This window comes from Variovorax sp. FW305-3-2-15-B-LB1 (genome assembly GCF_058787635.1).
The window spans coordinates 29,124-49,441 of the sequence record NZ_JBYSZY010000023.1 but is presented as its reverse complement, the minus strand read 5'-3'; the positions used below and the strand labels follow the sequence as shown (position 1 = coordinate 49,441).

Here is a 20,318-nt window from a genome sequence, read left to right as displayed (position 1 = left end):
TCGTTCAGTCGGGCGCGTGCTCCTGCCTCCAGGCCTGCGCGTGGCCCAGGAAGGCGCGAAGCTGCGAGGGCCGCACCGGCTTGACGAGCACCGGCAGGCCGGCCTCGCGTGCCGCGGCCAGCGAATCGCCGCCGACGTCGCCGGTCACGATCAACGCGGGCAGGTCGGCTTCGTTCAACGCAAGGCGCAGGTCGGCGATGGCCTGGAGGCCACTCGCCTGCAGGCCGAGCCGCAGGTCCACCACCAGCGCATCGGGCTGGAAGCCCGCCTGCAGGCACGCCAGCGCGCCCGCCATGTCGCTCGCGGCGCGGACCTCCGCGCCCCAAGAGGCCAGCAGCCCTTGCAGCGCCTGCAACGAACTCTGGTCGTCGTCGAGCACGAGCACGCGCGCGGCCAACACGGCGGTCGGTGACGCGGCGAGCCGTTCGACGTCGTCCGCCCGATCGCTCTCGGCCGCATCGGCCAACGGCACCTGCACGTCGAACACGCTGCCCTGCCCCGGCTGCGAGCGCACGGTCACGCGCAGGTCGAGCAGTTCGCTCAGGCGCTTGACGGTCGCGAGGCCCAGGCCGTAGCCCAGGCGGCGGTCGCGCGCGGGGTTGTCGATTTGATAGAACTCGTCGAATACGTGCGGCAGGTGCTCGGGCGCGATGCCGATGCCCGTGTCTTCGATGGCTAGCCGCAGCCGGCCGTTCTCGACCCGGCCGCCGAGCCGCACAGTGCCCTGGTGCGTGTAGCGGATGGCGTTCGCCAGCAGGTTGGTGACGACGCGCGTGAGCAAGGCGCGGTCGCTGCGGACCGTAGCGGGGTCGCTGGCCAGCTCGAACGTCAGCCCCTTGGCCGTGGCCACGGCCTGGTGCGGCCGGCAGCAGTCGCGCAGCAGCGCGTCGATGGCGAAGAGCGACCACTGCGGGCTGATCGATCCGGCGTCGGCGCGCGTGATGTCGAGCAGGTCGTCCACCACGTCGGTCATGCCGTCGGCGCAGGCCACCAGCTGCTCGGAGAGCGCCTGCACCTGCGGCTGCGTGCTGACCGTGTGCAGCGTCTGCGCCAGCAGCGCCATCGCGTTGAGCGGCTGGCGCAGGTCGTGATTGGCCGAGGCAAAGAAACGCATGCGTGCCGCCACGGCTTCTTCGGCGGTCTGTCGGGCCGAGCGGCTGCGCTCGTTTTCGGCGCTCAGCGCGGTCACCAGTTCGGCATTGCGCCGGCGCTGCGCCTGGATCTCGTGCAGCGCACGCGAGAGCTCCCGGGAACTCAGCAGCGTGTAGACGCCGATGAGCGTCACGATCAGCGCCATGGCCAGGTGGTAGCTCCCGCCGAACCAGATGTCGCGCAGCACCAGCGGGCCGAGGATGAGCACCACATAGGCCATGGCCGCCCGCCCGATCGTCGAGAGGCGGATCGCGCCACCCAGCGACACCGTCACCATCGCGATGTGAAGAATGGCCTCGGCCTGCGCCGGACCTTCGTGCCACAGCAGCGCACTGAGCACGCCCCAGAGCAGGGCCAGCAGCTGGTTGCTGGCCATGACGGGCCACACCATCGCCGCCAGGTTCGCGCGCAGCCCGGGCCGCACCGCCCAGGCCAGCCAGAGGCCCATCCGCGCGGCGATGACCAGGCCGTAGACGACGACCCACGCCCCCACCCGCGGGCCATCGGGCCCCGCTGCGTATTCGAGGTAGCAGAGCAAGCCGCCGACCGCGGCCAGCATCCACGACCACGGCGTGGAGCGGATCATCTGCGTCAGCTGCTCGAGTTGCAGGTCCGACAGGGCCGACCACGCGCGGATGCGTGCGTGCGGGGCGGGCGCCGCGACCTCCTCCGCCACCACGTCGGCGTTGGAAGGGGCCTGCACCGGGGACGACGCGCTCATCTTATTCCTGCGCCAGCCACAGCCCCGCGCGCCGCGCCTGGACCAGCAGGTGGGTGCGGTTGCGCGCGTCCATCGTGTCGAGCAGCGCCGTGATGTGGAGCTTGACTGTGCGCTCCGCGATCTCCAGTTCGGCGGCGATCTGCTTGTTCTGGCGGCCTTGCGCCACCAGCAGCAGCACTTCGAGCTGGCGCGGCGTGAGGCTCGCGACCTGTGGGCCGGTGCGCGAGGCCAGCACATCGAAAGCCTCGCCACCGGCGGCCACCTCGTCCAGCGCCGCCGCGATGTGCGCCACCGAGCGCGACTTGCCGATGAAGCCGGCCGCTCCCGCGGCGCGTGCGCGGGCGGCGAGTGCCGGTTCTTCGTCGCCCGAGATCATCAGGCGCGACACGAGGGGATGCCGGGCACCGAAGAGGCGCAGGCCTTCGAGACCGTCTTCACCGCCCAGGCGGTAGTCGATCAGCACGATGTCGGGCGCACATTGCGAGGCCCGCGCCACGCCCTCGGCCAGCGAGAGCGCAGTCTGCACTTCGAAGTCGGGCCGGGCGTGCGTCAGCGCATGCGCAAAGCCGACACCGAACAGCGGGTGATCGTCGACAAGCAGGAGTTTCATGGTGCCGTGATCCTCGGGTGCGGGCCCGGCCCGCGCCCTCTCCTCGTAGGGCGCCATTGTTGTCCACGCCGGCGCATCGGTGCCGCACCGGCTTTCGCGAAGCCTCAGTTGCAACGTCCGGCGGCGCGCAGCAGCGCATTGCAGGCCGGTGTGGGGCTGGTCGTCGGCCGCGTGGCGGAGCGGCGCGCGGACGCGGGGGCGTCGCTCTGGCGCATCTCCTGGCAGATGGCATCGCTGACCACCCGGCCGACCACCGACACCGAACCCTCCACGTAGCAGCTGTAGACCCGTCCACCGTCGGTGCGGGCCTGGAAGGTCGTCTGCACGCCGCTGTCGGCCCGATTCGAGATCGTGAAGGCCTGCGGCGGCAGGCCCAACGCACGCGAGGTGTTCGTGACGATGGCGCCGTCGGTCACGGCATGCGAAGCGCATCCGCCTGCCAGAGCGGCAGCGATGAGAAGCAAGGGCGAGCACAGGCGCGTTCGTGAAGAGGTCATGCAGCGAGCCTATCGGGACACCTTGCAACGGCCCATAGCACCTTCGGGCAGGTGCCCGAAGGTGCTATGGGCCGCACGCGCAGCCGTCCCTACGATCCGGCCCTCTTGAACGAACAAGCACAGAAGGCGCCGGGCCCCGGCGCCAGCGGACGAGGAGGAACACAGACATGACGAAGACGAGCAGCTACGGACGGAGGATGGTGTGCGCAGGGGCGCTGGCCCTGCTGGCGGCCTGTGGCGGTGGTGGCGGGGGATCGGGCGGCGGCGCGTTGCCGCCCCTCGGCCTCTTTCCGCCCGCGCCCCCGCCGGCGGCAGTGACGCATCGCCTGGAGGTCGGCATCACCGGCAACGGCCGCGTCGGGTCGCAGCCCGCGGGCATCGACTGCACCGACCGCTGCAGTGCCGATTTCAGCGCGGGCACCGAGGTCGTCCTCGCGGCCACGCCAGCGGCAGGACAAGTGCTCGGCAGTTGGGGCGGCGCCTGCAGCGGCAACGCCGGCACCTGCACCGTGCGGATGGACGCCGCGCTCGACGTGACGGCCACTTTCGTGGCGGCACCGCCCGTGATCGGCTGGGGCGATGCGTCGGCGCTGTCGGCCGGTGGCGCCAGCCTGCCGAAGACCGCGATCGACGCGCAGGGGCGCGCGCTGGTGGTGTGGCGCCAGATCGAAGGCAACCCCCAGGTGGACCGCCTGTGGGGCAGCCGCTACCTGCCCGGCAGCGGCTGGACCGCGCCGCAGCGCCTCGAGGCCAACGCCGGCGGCGTGCGCGACATCCGCATCGCCATCGACAAGCCCAGCGGCCGCGCCGTCGTGCTGTGGACCCAGCTGAGCTCCGTGACCGGCTACGACCTGTGGGCGCTGCCCGTCGACCCCGCGGGCGGCTGGGGCAACCCCGCGCTGCTGGAGACCGGCACCGGCATCGTCGGCAACGCCAGCGTGGGCATCGACGCCAACGGCAACGCCGTCGCCGTGTGGTCGCAGATCGGCCCGAGCACGCGCTTCAGCATCTACGCCAACCGCTACACCCCGGCCGGCGGCTGGGGCACCGCCGCGCTCATCGAGACCAACGAGGTCGTGGGCAGCGTCGACGGCGACCCGGCCGTCGTGGTCGCGGGGTCCGGCGAATCGGTCGCCGTGTGGAAGCGCTCCGACGGCAGCAGCGCCTCGCTCTGGACCAACCGCGCCAACGCAAGCGGCACCTGGACCACGGCCACCGAACTCGTGCCCGACACCGGCACCGGTCACTCCATCGGCGCCCACGACCTGGCGATCGATGCTGCCGGCAACGCCCTGCTCGCCTGGGGCCAAGCCGACCTGCCCGGCGGCAGCAACCAGTGGGCGAGCGCCGTGTGGTTCAAGCGCTTCTCGGCGGGCGCGTGGCAGAGCAGCACTGCGCGGGTGGGCGCACCGTTTGTCTCCACGCAGGCGTTACTGAGCACGCCCGTGCTGCGCATGAATGCGGCGGGTGCGGCGGTCGTGAGCTGGGGACGGCTGGACAACGCGCTCATGGCGGCGACGGCGGCACCGGGCGCGGCGTTCAGCGCGGACCGTGTGGTGCGGGCAGCGGCTTCGCAGGCGTTGGCGAGCTTGCCTGCACTGGGCGTGGACGATGCGACCAATGCGTTGGTGGCGTGGGCGCAGGGCAATGGGGTGGGAACGAGCGATCTGTATGCGGCTCGGCACACGCTGGCGGATGGCTGGGGGGTGCCGGTGGCTCAGGAGGGCTCGGACGAAATTGCGACTTCGCCGGATCTGGCGATGAATGAGGTGGGGAATGCGGTGTTGGCTTGGCAGCAGTTTGAGGCGGCGAGTGGGACGCGCATTCTGGTGCGGCAGTATGGGTCGGGGAGGTAGGTTGCGTGAGGGGCAAATGATCTACCCCGATCACGAGCCCCTTCGTTCATCTCGGCGCGGCAACGAAAATAAGGGGCATGGCCGAATACACGCCCTCCGAACTGCTGCGCAAGTACGACGAACTCCGGGCGCCCCTGACAAGTGCGGAGTTCTTTCGCCAGCCAGGTCTTCAGCGACTGCGCGAAATGTGGTGCGCCGCTCGATTGGCCGCAGGCTTTGAGCATCACTTCGGTCAGTGCGCCGTGCTGATAGATGACGTCGACGACCAGCGAAGTGGTGACTTCTCGGTGTCGTTCGTGGGCGGCCTCACGCACAGCTTCGAGCAGGCGGAAGTTCAGAAGTCCGGCCGTCGCCGGGGCGACGAGTACATAGATCGCGCGCCTGGCTCGCGGTGGCTCGAGCCTTTCATGGAACCTGAGGAGGCGGCGGAAAGCATCCGAACGGCAATCGAAGCAAAGGCTAAAAAGCTGTACTCAGATCAAGCCGAATTGCAACTGCTGGTCTACGTGAACCTAGGTGCGAGTGACCTCTGCCCATCGAAGGTTCAACAGCACTGCCAGACGGCAAGCCAAGGCTTTGCCGGGGTGTGGCTGCTAACGGGGGAGTTGTTCGCCTGTATTCATCAAACCCCTATTCAGATCACTGATCCACAGTGGATGACTTTGCCGCCAAGGGAGTAGCCGACAGCGATATCGGCAACGAAACCTCCACCTCGCTCCGTCGATGAAAGCGGGACCCGAACTCTCGACAGCAGAACGGAGCCAAGCAACTGGAATACCGGCCTGTCACGCCGGGGGTTCAAATCCCCCGTCCGGAACACTGCATTCGGTGGGGGATTTTGAGTCCCCTACTCACTTCGCGCGACACAAGCCTTGGAGAGAGCCTCCTGTCGTTGGCGCGCATGGGAAGCCGGTCATTCCCAATGGAAAAGTCCCGTCGCGGAGACCGCACGGGACCTTCAAGAGCTGCCAAAAACTGATTCTGGCGGAGAGTGTGAGATTCGAACTCACGGACGCTTTCACGTCGGCAGTTTTCAAGACTGCTGGTTTAAACCACTCACCCAACTCTCCGGAACCGTCGATTTTAAGCTGACGGCGCAGCCTTACTCGTCATCGGGCAGGAACAGCGTCTGCAGATCGCTCAGGAAGTCGAGTCCGCGCTCGGTGGGCCACACGCGGAACAGGTCGCGCGCGACGAGCCCCTTGCGCTCGGCCTCTTCCAGGCCGCGCTGGATCGACGTCATCGCCAGGCCCGTGCGCTCGCTGAACTGGGGCAGCGTGAAGCCCTGCTTCAGCCGCAGCGCATTGAGCATGAACTCGAACGGCAGGTCGGCCAGCGCCACTTCGTCGCTCTGCGACACGGCCATGCCAGCGCGCGCGTTCTCCATGTACAGGCGCGGTTCGCGATAACGCACCTGCCGCACGATACGGTGCGCAAAGCTCAGCTTGCTGTGCGCGCCGGCGCCGATGCCGAGGTAGTCGCCGAACTGCCAGTAGTTGAGGTTGTGCGCGCATTGATGCCCGTCGCGCGCATAGGCCGAGACCTCGTAGCGCGACATGCCGCTCGCGCCCGTGCGCTCGGTGATGCGGTCGAGCATGGCGTAGGCGATGTCGTCCTCGGGCAGCGTGGGCGGGAACTTGGCGAACCAGGTGTTGGGCTCGATGGTGAGGTGGTAGATCGAGATGTGCGGCGGCGCCAGCGCCAGGGCCTGGGTCAGGTCGGCGTCGAGGCCTTCCATGGTCTGGCCCGGCAGGGCGTACATCAAATCGAGGTTGAAGGTGTCGAAGGCGCTCGCGGCCTCCTCCACCGCGGCGATGGCCTGGGCACGGTCGTGCACGCGGCCCAGCGCCGTCAGGTGCTCGTCGTTGAAGCTCTGCACGCCCACCGACAGGCGCGTGACGCCGGCCGCGCGGTAGGCGCGGAAGCGGTTGCGCTCGAAGGTGCCGGGGTTGGCCTCGAGCGTGATCTCGCACTCGGGCGCGAGCTTCAGGCGCGCGCGCACGTCGCCCAGCAACCGGTCGATGGCTTGCGGCGAGAACAGGCTGGGCGTGCCGCCGCCGATGAAGATGGTGTGGACGGTGCGGCCCCAGATCAGCGGCAACGCGGCGTCGAGGTCGGCGATCAGCGCGTCGATGTAGGCGGCTTCGGGAAGGCCATCGATGTCGGCTTCGCTCGTGGCACGCCACTCGTGCGAGTTGAAGTCGCAGTAGGGGCACTTGCGCAGGCACCACGGCAGGTGGATGTACAGCGACAGCGGCGGCAGCGCGGCGAGTTGCAGCGGGCCGGGGCGCATCCAGTGCAGCACGTCATTGGCCTGGGGGGCGCCGCCGGCTTGGGCGGGCTGGATCGGGAAGACGGTGGCCATAGGTCAGAACCAGCGCTCGCGCATCAGGGCGAGCATGGCCTGCGCGGCGCGGCCGCGGTGGCTGTTGGCGTTCTTCACATCGGGCGGCAGCTGGGCGAAGGTCTTGCCGAAGGTCGGCAGGTACATGACGGGGTCGAAGCCGAAGCCGTTGTCGCCGATGGGCGCGGGCGCGATCTCGCCGACCACGCGGCCGACGGCAATGAGCGGCTCGGGGTCGTCGTGGCTACGCAGCGCGACCAGCGTGCTGACGAGCGCGGCGCGGCGGTTGACCACGCCATCGAGCTGTTCGAGCAGCGCCTTCACGTTGTTCGCGTCGCCCTTGGCGTAGCCGAACTGCGTGGCGTAATAGGCGGTGTCGACGCCCGGCAGGCCGCCGAAGGCATCGACGCACAGGCCCGCGTCGTCGGCAATGGCCGGCAGGCCGGTGGCGGCGCTGGCGTGGCGCGCCTTGGTGAGCGCGTTCTCGACGAAGGTGCGGAAGGGTTCTTCAGCCTCGCCCACGCCCAGTGCCGACTGCGGCACCAGGGTGACGGACAGCTCGGCAAACAGCTGCTGGAGTTCGGCGAGCTTGCCCGCGTTGTTGGAAGCCAGAACCAGTTTCATGGAAAGTCAAAGATGGCTGTGATGCCCAGCGAATGGGCGCCAGTGGCTGTGGGTTGGGGTCGTCGTTCGTTCAGTTCGAAAGCAGGGCCTGCTGCTGCAGGCTCACGAGTTCGCCGATGCCCTTCTCGGCCAGGCCGAGCAGGAGGTTCATTTCTTCGCGCGTGAAGGCCACGCCTTCGGCCGTGCCCTGCACTTCGACGAAGTGGCCGGCGCCGGTCATGACGACGTTCATGTCGGTGTCGCAGGCCGAGTCTTCGGTGTACTCGAGGTCGAGCAGCGGCGTGCCGTCGACGATGCCCACCGAAATGGCGGCCACGTGGCCCTTGATGGGCGAAGTCTTGAGCGCGCCGGAGGCCAGCAGCTTGTCGACGGCATCCTGTGCGGCCACGAAGGCGCCGGTGATGGCCGCGGTGCGCGTGCCGCCGTCGGCCTGCAGCACGTCGCAATCGAGGTGGATGGTGCGTTCGCCCAAGGCGGCGAGGTCGAACACGGCGCGCATCGAGCGGCCGATGAGGCGCTGGATTTCCTGCGTGCGGCCGGTCTGCTTGCCCTTGGCGGCTTCACGGCTGCTGCGGGTGTGGGTGGCGCGCGGCAGCATGCCGTATTCGGCCGTCACCCAGCCTTCGCCGCTGCCCTTCTTGTGCGGCGGCACTTTTTCTTCGACCGAGGCGGTGCACAGCACGCGGGTCTGGCCGAACTCGATGAGCACGGAGCCTTCGGCGTGGATGGTGAAGCCGCGGGTGATGCGCACGGGGCGCAGCTGGTCGGCGGCGCGGCCGCCGCTTCGTGTGAAAGCAGTCATGTGTCTGGAGGAAACCGAAAAAGAAAAAGAAAAACCGCGAGACCCGATCAAGAGATCAGGTCTTGCGGGCGGCTGAGCGGCGAATGGCTTCGTTGATCTCGGCGATGGAGCGCTCGATGGCGTCTTCGTCGAGATCGTCGATCTCGCTGTCGGACGGCATGCCGGCCTGGATGGTCGAGGCGAACACGCCGTCGTCGATGGTTTCGGTGGACACGCCGCGGTCGTCGCCGGGCGTCTCGGGCATTTCCCACTCGAGCGCGATGAGCGTCACGTTGTCGCTGTGGGCGCCGCCCTTGCGCAGCGCCATTTCGGCGAGGTCGGGCGCGGCGTCGGACACGGGCTTGCCGGACGAGAGGGTGTGCACGATGACGGCGTCGTCGAGCACGCCCCAGACGCCGTCGGAGCACAGCATGAGGCGGTCGCCGCGCTGCAGCGGCAGCGGCGCCGACACGTCGAACAGCGGCGTGGTCGGCGAGCCCAGGCAGGTCAGCAGCAGGTTGCGGTTGACGGGCGCGTCGGTGGCGCCGTGAGGCTTGGGGCGCTCGGCATGCGAGTGGTCGCGCGTGCGGGTCAGCAGGCGGCCGTCGCGCACGACGTACAGGCGCGAGTCGCCGCAATGCAGCCAGGTGGCGGTGGCGTTCTGCAGGACGGCCGCGACGACGGTGGTGCGGGGCGTGTCGAGCATCGCCTTGTGGCTGGCGTACCGCATGATCTGCTGGTGCGCCGACATGGCCGATTCGGCCAGGAAGGCCTTCACGTCCTTCACGGTGGGGCGGGCCTCGCGCTGGTACAGCGCGGCGATGGTCTGCAGCGCCAGCTGGGCTGCCACTTCGCCTTCAGGATGGCCGCCCATGCCGTCGGCGAGCACGAACAGACCCGACTCCCGCGTGTAGCAGTAGCCCATGCGGTCTTCGTTCTTGAGACGGCCACCCTTGCGGCTGACCTGGAACACGGAGAACTTCATGTCGCTCAGGCCGGTCGGGTGGTGGGCGCGGCGGCGCGCGGCAGGCTCTTCTTGTCGAAGGAGCGGATGTTGTCGATCGACAGGCGCACCTTTTCGCCGACCGTGAGCTTGGTGTAGCGGCGCTCGCCTTCGCGGCTGAGTTCTTTTTGCAGCGCAAACACCGACTGCGGGCGCGAGAGCGGGTCGAGCGACATGCACCACTCGACCACCTCGATGAGGTTGTCGGAGTACACGCCGCGCAGGCGCGAGAGCGACAGGCTCAGGCGGTCCTTCTCGATGCGCCGGGGTGCGTCGTTGGGCGGATAGCCCTGCATGCAGGCGTAGATGCAGGCACCGATGGCGTAGATGTCGGTCCAGGGGCCCATCGACGAGTCGCGCCGGTACATCTCGGGCGCGGCGAAGCCGGGCGTGTACATGGGGCGGATGAAAATGCCCTCCTTGCTGAGCACTTCGCGGGCGGCGCCGAAGTCGATCAGCACGGCGCGGTCGTCGTCGGTGACGAAGATGTTGGCGGGCTTGATGTCCAGGTGCAGCATCTTGTACTGGTGGACGATGCGCAGGCCGCGCAGGATTTCGTCGAACAGCGAACGGATGGTCGATTCGCGGAACACCTTCTGCCGCTTCAGGTCGCGTGCCGTGACCACGAAATCCTGCAGGGTCGCGCCCTCCAGGTAGTTCATGACCATGTAGACGGTCTCGTTTTCGCGGAAGAAATTGAGCACGCTGACCACCGAGGCATGCGAAATTTGCGCGAGCGAGCGGCCTTCTTCGAAGAAGCTCTTGAGCCCCAGGCGGTACAGCGACAGCTTCTCGGGCGGCACCTGCGGCGCCAGCTCGCCGGGGCCCCGGGTGGCGAGCGACGAAGGCAGGTATTCCTTGACGGCGACCTGCTGGCCGTTCGGGTCGATCGCGAGGTAGACCACGCCGAAACCGCCCGCGGAAAGCCGGCGAACAACGCGATATCCGCCAATGACCGTATCGGGCAACAGGGGCGTAGGCTTGACCTTTGACATAATCCGGGAGTTTCGCCCGAAGGCGATGGTGCGGCAAGCGAACGCTGTACCGACGCCTCGGTGCTTGCAAGCAAAACCACAGTGAGGCGCAATGCCAGTTTACAGCATGACCGGCTACGCCAGCGGCCAGAACGGCCCCGCAGGCAGCCACTCCGAAGCCGATGCACGGCCCTCCGCCGCGGGCCGGCTCGGGGTCGAAATCCGCTCGGTCAACAGCCGCTTTCTCGACCTCACCTTCAAGCTCCCCGAGGAGCTGCGCCAGCATGAGACCGCGCTGCGCGAGCTGCTCACGGGCAAGCTCAAGCGCGGCAAGGTCGAGGTGCGCGCGGCCATCGAGAACACGTCCCAGGCGGGCGTGGTCGAGCCCTCCGTCAAGCTGCTTCAGCGGCTGAACGGCGTGCAGGACGGCATCCGTGCCTGGCTGCCCGGCGCCCGCGAGCTGAGCGTGGCCGACGTGCTGCGCCTGGCCGGCGGCGACGGCGCCACCCGCGGCGACTGGGGCCCCGACCTGCTCGACGTGGCAGGCAAGGCCCTGGAGGCCCTGATCTCCGCCCGCCAGCGCGAAGGCGCCCGGCTGGCCAAGATGCTCGAAGCGCACCTGGCGCAGCTGCGCACCCTGGTGCAGCAGGCTGGCCCGCTGGTGCCGCAGCTGGTCGAACAGCAGCGCACCCGCTTCCTGGAGCGCTGGCAGGAGGCCATGGGCCTGACCGCCGGCACGGGCGGCACGCTGCCCGAAGCCGCCCAGGACCGCGCCCTGACCGAGGCCACCGCCTTCGCGATCCGCATCGACGTGGCGGAAGAGCTCACGCGGCTGAACTCGCACCTCGACGAGATCGAGCGGCTGCTCAAGAAGGGCGGCGAGATCGGCAAGCGGCTGGATTTCCTGATCCAGGAACTGCACCGCGAAGCCAACACCCTGGGCTCCAAGTCGGCAGCCCTGGAACTCACGCGCATCGGCGTGGACATGAAGGTCCTCATCGAGCAGATGCGCGAGCAGGTGCAGAACATCGAATGACGACGAGCCTACCCATGGACTACCCCGGCAATATCTTCGTGGTCGCCGCGCCCAGCGGCGCTGGCAAATCGAGCCTGGTCAAGGCTCTCATGGAGCTCGACTCGGCCGTTCAGCCCTCGGTCTCCCACACCACGCGCCCCCCGCGCGGGCAGGAAAAGCACGGCCGGGAGTACTTTTTCGCTTCCCCGAGCGAGTTCGATGCCCTCATCGCGGCCGACGGCTTCGTCGAATGGGCCCACGTGCACGGCCACCGCTACGGCACGTCGAAGAAGGCGGTCGAGGAGCGGGTGGCCCTGGGCACCGACGTGATCCTCGAAATCGACTTCCAGGGCGCGCTGCAGATCCGCAAGACCTTTGCCAACGCGGTCATGATCTTCATCCTCCCGCCCAGCTGGGAAGAGCTGCGCTCCCGCCTCGAGCGGCGCGGCGAGGACAGCGCGGCGGTGATCGAATTGCGTCTGAAGAACGCGGCCGAAGAGATGGCCCAGGCCGGAAAATTCGATTTCGTTATAATCAACGAGTTATTTGAGCGCGCACTTTTCGATCTCAAGGCGATCGTCCACGCGCAGCGGCTCCGGTATTCCGCACAGCGCAGAGCCCGTGCCGATACGTTCGCCGCACTGAACATCCCTTGAAATCCCCGCTCACCGACCGAAAGAATTCATCATGGCCCGCATCACCGTCGAAGATTGTCTCGTTCAGATTCCGAACCGCTTCCAGCTCGTTCTCGCCGCCACGTACCGTGCGCGCATGCTGAGCCAAGGCCATGCGCCCAAGATCGAGAGCAAGAACAAGCCCGCCGTCACGGCCCTGCGCGAAATCGCCGAAGGCAAGATCGGCATCGAGATGCTCAAGAAAGTGCCGGGCTGATCTGACGCAGCCCCGCAACGAAAAGGCACCGCATTGCGGTGCTTTTTTTACGTCTGGACGCGTCCACAGAGCGGTCACGCTAAAGTGGTAGCCATGAGCGCGGTCGCCAAACCTCCGTCCCCCACGCCGAAACCGAGCCCGGCGGCGCTGAACGCGGCCGCCGCGAGTTTTGCCGCGCTGACGGCCCGCCTCGACTACCTCAGCCCCGAAGACACCGAGCTGGTTCGCCGGGCCTACCGCTTCGCCGACGAGGCCCACCTCGGGCAGTTGCGCAACAGCGGCGAGCCGTACATCACCCACCCCATCGCCGTGGCGGCGCAGTGCGCCGAATGGAAGCTCGACGCCCAGGCGCTCATGGCCGCGCTGCTGCACGATGCCATCGAGGACTGCGGGGTCACCAAGCCGGAACTCATCGAGCGCTTCGGCGCCCCGGTTGCCGAGCTGGTCGACGGGCTCACCAAGCTCGACAAGCTGCAGTTCAACACGCGCGAAGAGAACCAGGCCGAGTCCTTCCGCAAGATGCTGCTGGCCATGGCGCGCGACGTGCGCGTCATCCTGGTCAAGCTGGCCGACCGCACGCACAACATGCGCACGCTGGCCGATGCGCCGCGCGAGAAGTGGGCCCGCATCTCGCGTGAAACGCTCGAGATCTACGCGCCCATCGCGCATCGGCTGGGCCTGAACCAGACCTACCGCGAGCTGCAGGACCTGTCGTTCCGCCACCTCAAGCCCTGGCGCTACGCCACGCTGGCCAAGGCCGTCGCCAAGGCCCGCGGACGACGACGCGACCTGATCCAGAAGGTGCAGAAAGAGGTCGAGACGGCCTTCTCCGCCGCCGGCATGACGCTGCGCATCGCGGGTCGCGAGAAAACGCTCTATTCCATCTACCGCAAGATGGAAGAAAAACACCTGAGCTTCGCGCAGGTGACCGACATCTACGGCTTCCGGCTCATCGTGCCGAACGTGATCGCCTGCTACACCGGCCTGGGCATCCTGCACCAGATGTACAAGCCGCTGCCGGGCAAGTTCAAGGACCACATCGCGATCGCCAAGCTCAACGGCTACCAGTCGCTGCACACCACGCTGGTGGGCCCTGCCGGCGTGAGCGTGGAGTTCCAGCTGCGCACCGAGGCCATGCACGTCGTGGCCGAATCGGGCGTCGCAGCGCACTGGCTCTACAAGGCCGCCGAGCCCAATGCCGCGAGCAACGACCGGCTGGGCACCAAGTGGCTGCAGTCGCTGCTCGACATCCAGGACGAGACGCGCGACGCCGCCGAGTTCTGGGACCACGTCAAGGTCGACCTATTCCCCGACGCGGTCTACGTCTTCACGCCCAAGAGCCAGATCATGGCGCTGCCGCGCGGCGCCACGGTGGTCGACTTCGCCTACGCGATCCACAGCAACATCGGCGACCACACCTCGGCCGCGCGCATCAACGGCGACCAGGTGCCGCTGCGCACCGAGTTGAAGAACGGCGACGTGGTCGAAGTGATCACCGCGCCCGTGTCCACACCCAACCCCGCGTGGCTGGGCTTCGTGCGCACCGGCCGGGCACGCTCCAAGATCCGTCACTACCTGAAGACGCTGGCGCATGCCGAGTCCGAAGGCCTGGGCGAGAAGCTGCTGGCGCAGGCGCTGCGCGCCGAAGGCCTGGGCAAGCTGCCCGAGGAAGACGACGAACACCAGGCGCTGTGGGAGAAGCTGCTGCGCTTCACCGGCAACCGCACCCGCGCCGAGCTGCTGACCGACATCGGCCTGGGCAAGCGCATCGCCAGCATCGTCGCCAAGCGGCTCATGGCGCTGCTGGCCGAGATCGGCGAGCGCCCCGACGCCCTGCTCCTGAGCCGCGAGCGCTTCACCTCGCACGAGGCCGTGTCGCAAGGCGCCGTCACGCTCGACGGCAGCGAGAACTCTTCCGTGCGCTTTGCGCAGTGCTGCCGGCCCATTCCCGGCGACCAGATCGTCGGCTACCTCGGGCACGGCGAAGGGCTGGTAGTGCACACCGACGACTGCGGCGTGGGCCAGCGCCTGCGCAACAAGGACAGCGAGCGCTTCTTCGCGGTCGAATGGGCCGACGAGCCCACGCGTGCCTTCGAGACCGGCGTGGTCATCACCGTGCGCAACGACAAGGGCGTGCTGGCCCGCGTGGCGGCCACCCTGGCCGATGCCGAAGCCGACATCACGCACGTGGAAATGGCCGACGAGACCCCGCAGGATTCGACCGACCTGCGCTTCGTGATCGCGGTGCGCGACCGCACGCACCTCGATGCCGTGCTGCGCGCCGCGCGCCGGACCGCGTCGGTGCTGACCGCGGCGCGGACGATTCCGGCGCCCTGAGTTCGCTCGCGCGTCAGTTCGCCGGCGTGCGCGGTGCCGGATAGCTCACCGACAGGATCTCCACCTCGTGCGCCCCGCCGGGCGTCACGAGCTTCACCACGTCGCCTTCGCGCGCCTTGAGCAGCGCACGCGCGATCGGGGAAATCCAGCTGACCTCCGACTTGGCGCTCTCGGCCTCATCAATGCCGAGGATCGTGACGCTGCGCTCCTCGCCGGTCTCGTCGACATAGCGGACGGTGGCGCCGAAGAAGACCTGGTCGCGCCCGTGGTGCACCGACGGGTCGGTGATCTCCGCGATCTCGAGCCGCTTGCCGAGGAAGCGGATGCGCCGGTCGATCTCGCGCAGGCGCTTCTTGCCGTAGAGGTAGTCGCCGTTCTCGGAACGGTCGCCGTTCTTCGCGGCCCAGTGCACGGCCTCGACGACCTTGGGGCGCTCCTCGTCCATCAGCTGCAGCAGTTCGTCGCGCAGCCGCGCGTAGCCCTCGGGCGTGATGTAGTTCTTGCTGCCGGCCGGCAGCGGGGGCGCGACGCCACCTGCGCCGTCATCGTCGTCGTCCGCATCGGCGTCCGACTCCTTGGTGAATGCCTTGTTCAATGCAGAGCCCTTCAAATCGGAAATACTGGGCGCCCTTGCCGCGCCCTACAAGCCGGTGAGTTTGCCGCAACCGCCATGCCCAGGAGACAGGAGCCCCCGTGATCGCCACCGGACATTTCCCATGCCGTCGCCATGCCTCGGCGGGGCTTCATTTGTACGCTCTCACGGCCCTTGCTGCCGTACTGGGCTTTCTTCCCTTCGACACCCACGCCAGGACGCAGACCTGCTTCGTCGTGAGCATCCACAGCGGCGACACCCTCACCGCCCGCTGCGGCGACGCAGCCAGCGCCAGTGCGTGGCGCCGCGTGCGCCTGCAAGGCATCGAGGCGCCGAAGCCCGGGCAGCCCTTTGCCGAGCAGGCCCGGCAGAAGATGCACGACATGGTTCGCCTGAAGCCGGCGGACGTCGACTGCGACGATCCCACATCCCACGCTCGCGAACGCATCTGCCGTGTCATGGTGACGCCGGACTCGGCACCCAATGGCCCGAGGACGCTCGACGCAAGCTTGGCATTGCTGACCGTCGGATTGGCACGCTGGCAGCCCGCGCAGGCGCAGCGCCTGTCACCCCAGGAGCGCGGGCAGTACGAATTCGCGGAGGAAGAAGCCAAGGCCAAGCGGGCCGGCCTCTGGAAGGACGCGCGACCGGCGCGTCCTTGATGCGGGCACGACGCAATGACCGGCCAAAGAAAAAGGGTTAGCTCGAAAAACGAGCTAACCCTTGAAGAGTGGTGCGGCTGGCAGGAATTGAACCCACGACCCCTTGGTTCGTAGCCAAGTACTCTATCCAACTGAGCTACAGCCGCACAGCTTTCGATTATAGCGTGTTTTTTTCGCGCGCCCCAACCTTTGTGATCGAAAGCTGAAAATACGGACGACGACCGCCTGCAACGGGGCCTGTTGCAACGCATCCGGCCCGTGCCGTTCCAAAGAGGCCCTTCCGACCCGGTACACTCCGCCCCGCCCGGAATAAGCCTGGGCCGCCGTAGGCAACACGGCGCCATACCATCCAAGGAATACTGAATGAACCGCATCGAACTGGTCGAGAAGATCGCCACCACCCACAACCTGAGCAAGGCCGAGGCCGCACGCGTCCTCGAAACGATCACCAGCAGCGTCGTCGCTGCTGTGAAGAAGGGCGATTCGGTCCAGCTGGTCGGCTTCGGTACTTTCAAGCAAGTCGCACGCGCTGCACGCTCGGGCTTCAACCCTCAGGCCGGCACCAAGATCAAGATCGCCGCCACCAAGGTGCCGAAGTTCGTCGCCGGCGCTGCCTTCAAGGCCGCCATCGACCCCAAGGCCGCCAAGCGCAAGGCTGAAAAGGCTGCTGCTGCACCCGCTGCCAAGAAGGCCGCCGCCCCCAAGAAGGCTGCTGTCACGAAGGCAGTCGTCGCCAAGGCTCCCGCCAAGAAGGCCGTCGCCAAGAAGAAGTAAGACGCATGGTGCGACGCTGCACAGGCTTGGCTTGGCAGTTGTCCGTATCGACGTCAAAAAGCCGCCCTCGGGCGGCTTTTTTTGTGGGCGCCTGCCGCGCAGCGAATGCGGGCAGCGAAACCCTCTGTGAGGGCCCCAAACGAAAATAGCCTGGAAGAGAAACTCTTCCAGGCTATTCGAGAGATGGTGCGGCTGGCAGGAATTGAACCCACGACCCCTTGGTTCGTAGCCAAGTACTCTATCCAACTGAGCTACAGCCGCGCAGCCTTGAATTCTACCCCGCCGAAAGCGCTGTTCCGGCGAGGCCTTCAAAAAAGCTTCACGGCCTTGTGATGCGACGGCCTCAGGCCACCTGTTCGCCGCCCTCCTCCGCCTTGCGCCCCATCAGCCGTGCGGCCACGCGCTTCACCAGCAGGTAGAACAGCGGCACGAAGAAGATGCCCAGTGCCGTCGCCGCGAGCACGCCGCCGAACACGCCGGTGCCGATCGCGACCTGGCTGCCCGAGCCCGCGCCGGTGGCCACCGCCAGCGGGATCACGCCCGCCAGGAAGGCCAGCGAGGTCATCAGGATCGGCCGCAGCCGCAGGCGCGCGCCTTCGGCCACCGCTTCGAGCAGCGGCACGCCACGGCGCAGCGCGGCCTCCGCGAACTCGATGATCAGGATCGCGTTCTTGGCCGACAGGCCGATGGTCGCGAGCAGGCCGACCTGAAAGTAGATGTCGTTCGACAACCCGCGCAGCGCCGCCGCGATCACCGCGCCGAGCACGCCCAGCGGAATCACCAGCATCACCGACACCGGCACCGACCAGCTCTCGTACAGCGCCGCCAGGCACAGGAACACCACGAGGATCGACAGCGCGAACAGCAGCGGCGCCTGCCCGCCCGACAGCCGCTCCTGGTACGACAGGCCGCTCCAGGCCTGGCCCGTGCCGCTCTGCTTCTTCGCGAGGGTCTCGATGGCCGCCATGGCCGTGCCCGAGCTCGTGCCCTGCGCGGCCGCGCCCTGGATCTGCACCGCGGGCAGGCCGTTGTAGCGCTCCAGCTGCGAGGCGCCCTGCGACCAGCGCGTGGTGGCAAAGGCCGAGAACGGCGTCATCGCGCCCGTGCTGCCGCGCACGAACCACTGGCCGATGTCGTCCGGTGCCGAGCGGTACGGCGCATCGGCCTGCACGTACACGCGCTTCACGCGGCCGCGGTCGATGAAGTCGTTGACGTAGCTGCCGCCCCAGGCAATGCCCAGCGTGGTGTTCACGTCGTCCAGCGACAGCCGCAGCGCCGAGGCCTTCAGCTGGTCGATGTCGACCTGCAGCTGCGGCGTGCCGGCCACGCTGTTGGCGCGCACCGACTGCAGGCGCGGGTCCTTGTTGGCCTCGCGCACCAGTTTTTCGCGCGCCTGCAACAGCCGCTCGGCGCCCATGCCCGAGGTGTCCTGCAGCCAGAACTCGAAGCCGTTCGATTCGCCCAGCCCTTCGATGGGCGGCGGCACCATGCCGAAGACCTCGGCGTCGCGCTGCTGCTTGGCCAGCGCCTTGCCGGCACGCTCGACGATGGCGTGCGCACGCTTGTCGGCGCTGGCGCGTTCGGACCAGTCCTTCAGCGAGACAAACGTCATGCCCATGTTCTGCCCCGAGCCGCTGTAGCTCCAGCCGGTGAGCGTGAAGATGGTGTCGGTCGTGTCCTTCTCGGTCTCGAGAAAGTGCTTTTCGATAGTGCGGTTCACTTCATCGGTGCGGCCCGAAGTGGCGCCGGCCGGCAGCGTCGCGATCACCATCACGCTGCCCTGGTCCTCTTCCGGCAGGAAACCGCCGGGCAGGCTCAGGTACAGCAGGCCCATGCCGGCCACGATGGCGACATACACCGCCGTGAAGCGCAGCGGCTTGCGCAGGATGTGGCCCAGCACGCCCACGTAGCGGCCCTGCGCAGCGTCGAAGCGGCGGTTGAAGGCGCCCAGAAAGCCGCGCGTGCGCGGCGGCACGCCGGCCTTCAGGAAGCGCGCGCACAGCGCTGGGATGAGCACGATGGCCACCACCACGGACAGCACCATCGACGCGATGATGGTCACCGAGAACTGCCGGTAGATCACGCCCACCGAGCCGCCGAAGAAGGCCATGGGCAGGAACACCGCCGACACCACCACCGCGATGCCGACCAGCGCCCCGGTGATCTCCTTCATCGACTGGATCGTGGCGGCCTTCGCATCGAGCCCCTCTTCGTGCATGACGCGCTCGACGTTCTCCACCACCACGATCGCGTCGTCCACCAGCAGGCCGATGGCCAGCACCATGCCGAACAGCGTGAGCACGTTGATCGAATACCCGAAGGCCGCCAGCACGCCGAAGGTGCCCAGCAGCACCACCGGCACGGTGATCGCGGGGATCACCGTGGCGCGCCAGTTCTGCAGGAAGAGGAACATCACGACCACCACCAGCGCGATCGCCTCCAGCAGCGTCCGGATGACCGACTGGATCGAGATCTTGACGAAGCGCGTCGTGTCTTCCGCGTAGGCCACGCGCAGGCCGGCGGGCAGCGAGCGCTCGAGTTCGGCGATGCGCGCCTTCACCGCGCGGGCCGTGGTCAGCGCGTTGGCGCCGGGCGCCAGCATCACGGCCGAGCCCGCGGCCGGGTGGCCGTTCAGGCGCGTGGTCTCGGCATACGACTCGCTGCCGATCTCCACGCGCGCCACGTCGCCCAGCCGCACCACGGCACCGTCGGCCTGCGTCTTGAGCACGATGGCCTTGAACTGGTCGGGCGTCTGCAGCCGCGACATCGCGGTGACGGTGGCGTTCAGCTGCTGCGTCGGCGCCGACGGCCGCGCGCCGATCTCGCCCACCGACACCTGCGTGTTCTGCGCGGTGATGGCGGCCGTGACGTCGGACGGCATCAGCTGGTAGCTGGCCAACCGGTGCGGGTCGAGCCAGATGCGCATGGCGTACGCCGCGCCGAAGGCCTGCACCGAGCCCACGCCGTCGACGCGGCTGATGGGGTCGCGCAGGTTGCTGGCCATCCAGTCGGCGATGTCGGTGTCGGTGCGCTGGCCGGTCTCGTCGTAGAGCGCCACGATCAGCAGGAAGTTGTTCTGCGACTTGGCGACCGTCACGCCCTGCTGCTGCACCGCCTGCGGCAGCCGGCTGGTGGCCTGACTGACCTTGTTCTGCACCTGCACCTGCGCGGTGTCGGGGTCGATGCCCTGGCGGAAGGTGACGTTGATCTCGGCCCAGCCGGCGGCGCTGCTGGTCGACTTGAAGTACATCAGGCCGTCGATGCCCTTGAGCTGCTGCTCAAGCACCTGCGTGACGCTGTTTTCAACCGCCTGCGCCGAGGCGCCGGGGTAGTTGGCCGACACGACCACGGTCGGCGGCGCGATGTCCGGGTACTGCGACACCGGCAGCGTGCGAATGGCCACGCCGCCGGCCAGCATGATGAGGATGGCGATGACCCAGGCGAAGACGGGCCGCTGGATGAAGAAATGAGCGATCACGGGAGGT

Annotated in this window: 18 protein-coding genes and 3 tRNA genes; 8 read left to right on the top strand and 13 right to left on the bottom strand. The window is 67.9% G+C overall.

From position 1 onward, the window contains the following. Window positions 1-4: 4 nt before the first annotated feature. From AC3WQR_RS16265 to AC3WQR_RS16255, 3 genes are all read right to left on the bottom strand, one after another. Window positions 5-1,873, bottom strand: a complete 1,869-nt coding sequence (locus AC3WQR_RS16265; RefSeq protein ID WP_492742759.1) for a sensor histidine kinase — start codon at window positions 1,871-1,873, stop codon at window positions 5-7. Window position 1,874: 1 nt separating this feature from the next. Continuing rightward, the gene (locus AC3WQR_RS16260; RefSeq protein WP_307694981.1) at window positions 1,875-2,483 is read right to left on the bottom strand and encodes a response regulator transcription factor; all 609 of its coding nucleotides are present in this window, start codon (window positions 2,481-2,483) and stop codon (window positions 1,875-1,877) included. Between the two features lie 104 nt (window positions 2,484-2,587). Continuing rightward, window positions 2,588-2,980 carry a hypothetical protein gene (locus tag AC3WQR_RS16255; RefSeq protein ID WP_492742756.1) on the bottom strand — a complete coding sequence of 131 codons (393 nt, stop codon included), beginning with the start codon at window positions 2,978-2,980 and terminating at the stop codon, window positions 2,588-2,590. A 167-nt stretch (window positions 2,981-3,147) separates the two neighbouring features. On the opposite strand from AC3WQR_RS16255, the gene AC3WQR_RS16250 reads away from it, so the two are divergent. Further along, window positions 3,148-4,836, top strand: coding sequence for an InlB B-repeat-containing protein (locus AC3WQR_RS16250; protein WP_492742754.1), 1,689 nt, complete (start codon window positions 3,148-3,150; stop codon window positions 4,834-4,836). Between the two features lie 77 nt (window positions 4,837-4,913). Continuing rightward, window positions 4,914-5,516, top strand: coding sequence for a hypothetical protein (locus AC3WQR_RS16245; protein WP_492742753.1), 603 nt, complete (start codon window positions 4,914-4,916; stop codon window positions 5,514-5,516). A gap of 302 nt (window positions 5,517-5,818) precedes the next feature. Here AC3WQR_RS16245 and AC3WQR_RS16240 read toward each other — a convergent pair. The 6 genes from AC3WQR_RS16240 to AC3WQR_RS16215 all read right to left on the bottom strand — a co-directional run bounded on the left by AC3WQR_RS16240 (window position 5,819) and on the right by AC3WQR_RS16215 (window position 10,583). Further along, a tRNA-Ser gene (locus AC3WQR_RS16240) sits at window positions 5,819-5,906 on the bottom strand. A 32-nt stretch (window positions 5,907-5,938) separates the two neighbouring features. After that, on the bottom strand, window positions 5,939-7,201 hold the full coding sequence (gene hemW / locus AC3WQR_RS16235) for a radical SAM family heme chaperone HemW (RefSeq protein ID WP_062476321.1): 1,263 nt from the start codon (window positions 7,199-7,201) through the stop codon (window positions 5,939-5,941). 3 nt (window positions 7,202-7,204) lie between these two features. After that, window positions 7,205-7,804, bottom strand: a complete 600-nt coding sequence (locus tag AC3WQR_RS16230; RefSeq protein WP_062476318.1) for a non-canonical purine NTP pyrophosphatase — start codon at window positions 7,802-7,804, stop codon at window positions 7,205-7,207. A gap of 70 nt (window positions 7,805-7,874) precedes the next feature. Further along, on the bottom strand, window positions 7,875-8,606 hold the full coding sequence (gene rph / locus AC3WQR_RS16225; protein ID WP_062476315.1) for a ribonuclease PH: 732 nt from the start codon (window positions 8,604-8,606) through the stop codon (window positions 7,875-7,877). Window positions 8,607-8,661: 55 nt separating this feature from the next. Then, the gene (locus tag AC3WQR_RS16220; RefSeq protein WP_062476311.1) at window positions 8,662-9,570 is read right to left on the bottom strand and encodes a PP2C family protein-serine/threonine phosphatase; all 909 of its coding nucleotides are present in this window, start codon (window positions 9,568-9,570) and stop codon (window positions 8,662-8,664) included. A 5-nt stretch (window positions 9,571-9,575) separates the two neighbouring features. After that, window positions 9,576-10,583, bottom strand: coding sequence for a serine/threonine protein kinase (locus AC3WQR_RS16215; RefSeq protein WP_056573330.1), 1,008 nt, complete (start codon window positions 10,581-10,583; stop codon window positions 9,576-9,578). Between the two features lie 91 nt (window positions 10,584-10,674). Between AC3WQR_RS16215 and AC3WQR_RS16210 the strand changes: the two genes are divergently transcribed. The 4 genes from AC3WQR_RS16210 to AC3WQR_RS16195 all read left to right on the top strand — a co-directional run bounded on the left by AC3WQR_RS16210 (window position 10,675) and on the right by AC3WQR_RS16195 (window position 14,805). Continuing rightward, window positions 10,675-11,598 carry a YicC/YloC family endoribonuclease gene (locus tag AC3WQR_RS16210; protein ID WP_492742752.1) on the top strand — a complete coding sequence of 308 codons (924 nt, stop codon included), beginning with the start codon at window positions 10,675-10,677 and terminating at the stop codon, window positions 11,596-11,598. Between the two features lie 14 nt (window positions 11,599-11,612). Continuing rightward, complete coding sequence (gene gmk / locus AC3WQR_RS16205; RefSeq protein ID WP_062476362.1) at window positions 11,613-12,233, top strand: guanylate kinase; 621 nt, start codon at window positions 11,613-11,615, stop codon at window positions 12,231-12,233. A 31-nt stretch (window positions 12,234-12,264) separates the two neighbouring features. After that, window positions 12,265-12,468: a DNA-directed RNA polymerase subunit omega gene (rpoZ, locus tag AC3WQR_RS16200; protein ID WP_013543330.1), complete on the top strand. Its 204-nt coding sequence runs from the start codon at window positions 12,265-12,267 to the stop codon at window positions 12,466-12,468. Between the two features lie 93 nt (window positions 12,469-12,561). After that, window positions 12,562-14,805 carry a RelA/SpoT family protein gene (locus AC3WQR_RS16195; protein ID WP_095746649.1) on the top strand — a complete coding sequence of 748 codons (2,244 nt, stop codon included), beginning with the start codon at window positions 12,562-12,564 and terminating at the stop codon, window positions 14,803-14,805. Between the two features lie 13 nt (window positions 14,806-14,818). On the opposite strand, the gene greB is transcribed toward AC3WQR_RS16195, so the two are convergent. Then, window positions 14,819-15,400: a transcription elongation factor GreB gene (gene greB, locus AC3WQR_RS16190; protein ID WP_492697487.1), complete on the bottom strand. Its 582-nt coding sequence runs from the start codon at window positions 15,398-15,400 to the stop codon at window positions 14,819-14,821. A 98-nt stretch (window positions 15,401-15,498) separates the two neighbouring features. Between greB and AC3WQR_RS16185 the strand changes: the two genes are divergently transcribed. Next, window positions 15,499-16,059 carry a thermonuclease family protein gene (locus AC3WQR_RS16185; protein WP_492742750.1) on the top strand — a complete coding sequence of 187 codons (561 nt, stop codon included), beginning with the start codon at window positions 15,499-15,501 and terminating at the stop codon, window positions 16,057-16,059. 69 nt (window positions 16,060-16,128) lie between these two features. Here AC3WQR_RS16185 and AC3WQR_RS16180 read toward each other — a convergent pair. Further along, window positions 16,129-16,205 (bottom strand) — tRNA-Arg (locus AC3WQR_RS16180). 217 nt (window positions 16,206-16,422) lie between these two features. Between AC3WQR_RS16180 and AC3WQR_RS16175 the strand changes: the two genes are divergently transcribed. Continuing rightward, the gene (locus AC3WQR_RS16175) at window positions 16,423-16,833 is read left to right on the top strand and encodes an HU family DNA-binding protein (protein ID WP_070062003.1); all 411 of its coding nucleotides are present in this window, start codon (window positions 16,423-16,425) and stop codon (window positions 16,831-16,833) included. A gap of 184 nt (window positions 16,834-17,017) precedes the next feature. Here the strand turns inward: AC3WQR_RS16175 and AC3WQR_RS16170 are convergent. Together AC3WQR_RS16170 and AC3WQR_RS16165 are read right to left on the bottom strand one after the other, a co-directional pair. Next, a tRNA-Arg gene (locus AC3WQR_RS16170) sits at window positions 17,018-17,094 on the bottom strand. 82 nt (window positions 17,095-17,176) lie between these two features. Then, window positions 17,177-20,311, bottom strand: coding sequence for an efflux RND transporter permease subunit (locus AC3WQR_RS16165; protein ID WP_492742748.1), 3,135 nt, complete (start codon window positions 20,309-20,311; stop codon window positions 17,177-17,179). Between the last annotated feature and the right edge of the window lie 7 nt (window positions 20,312-20,318).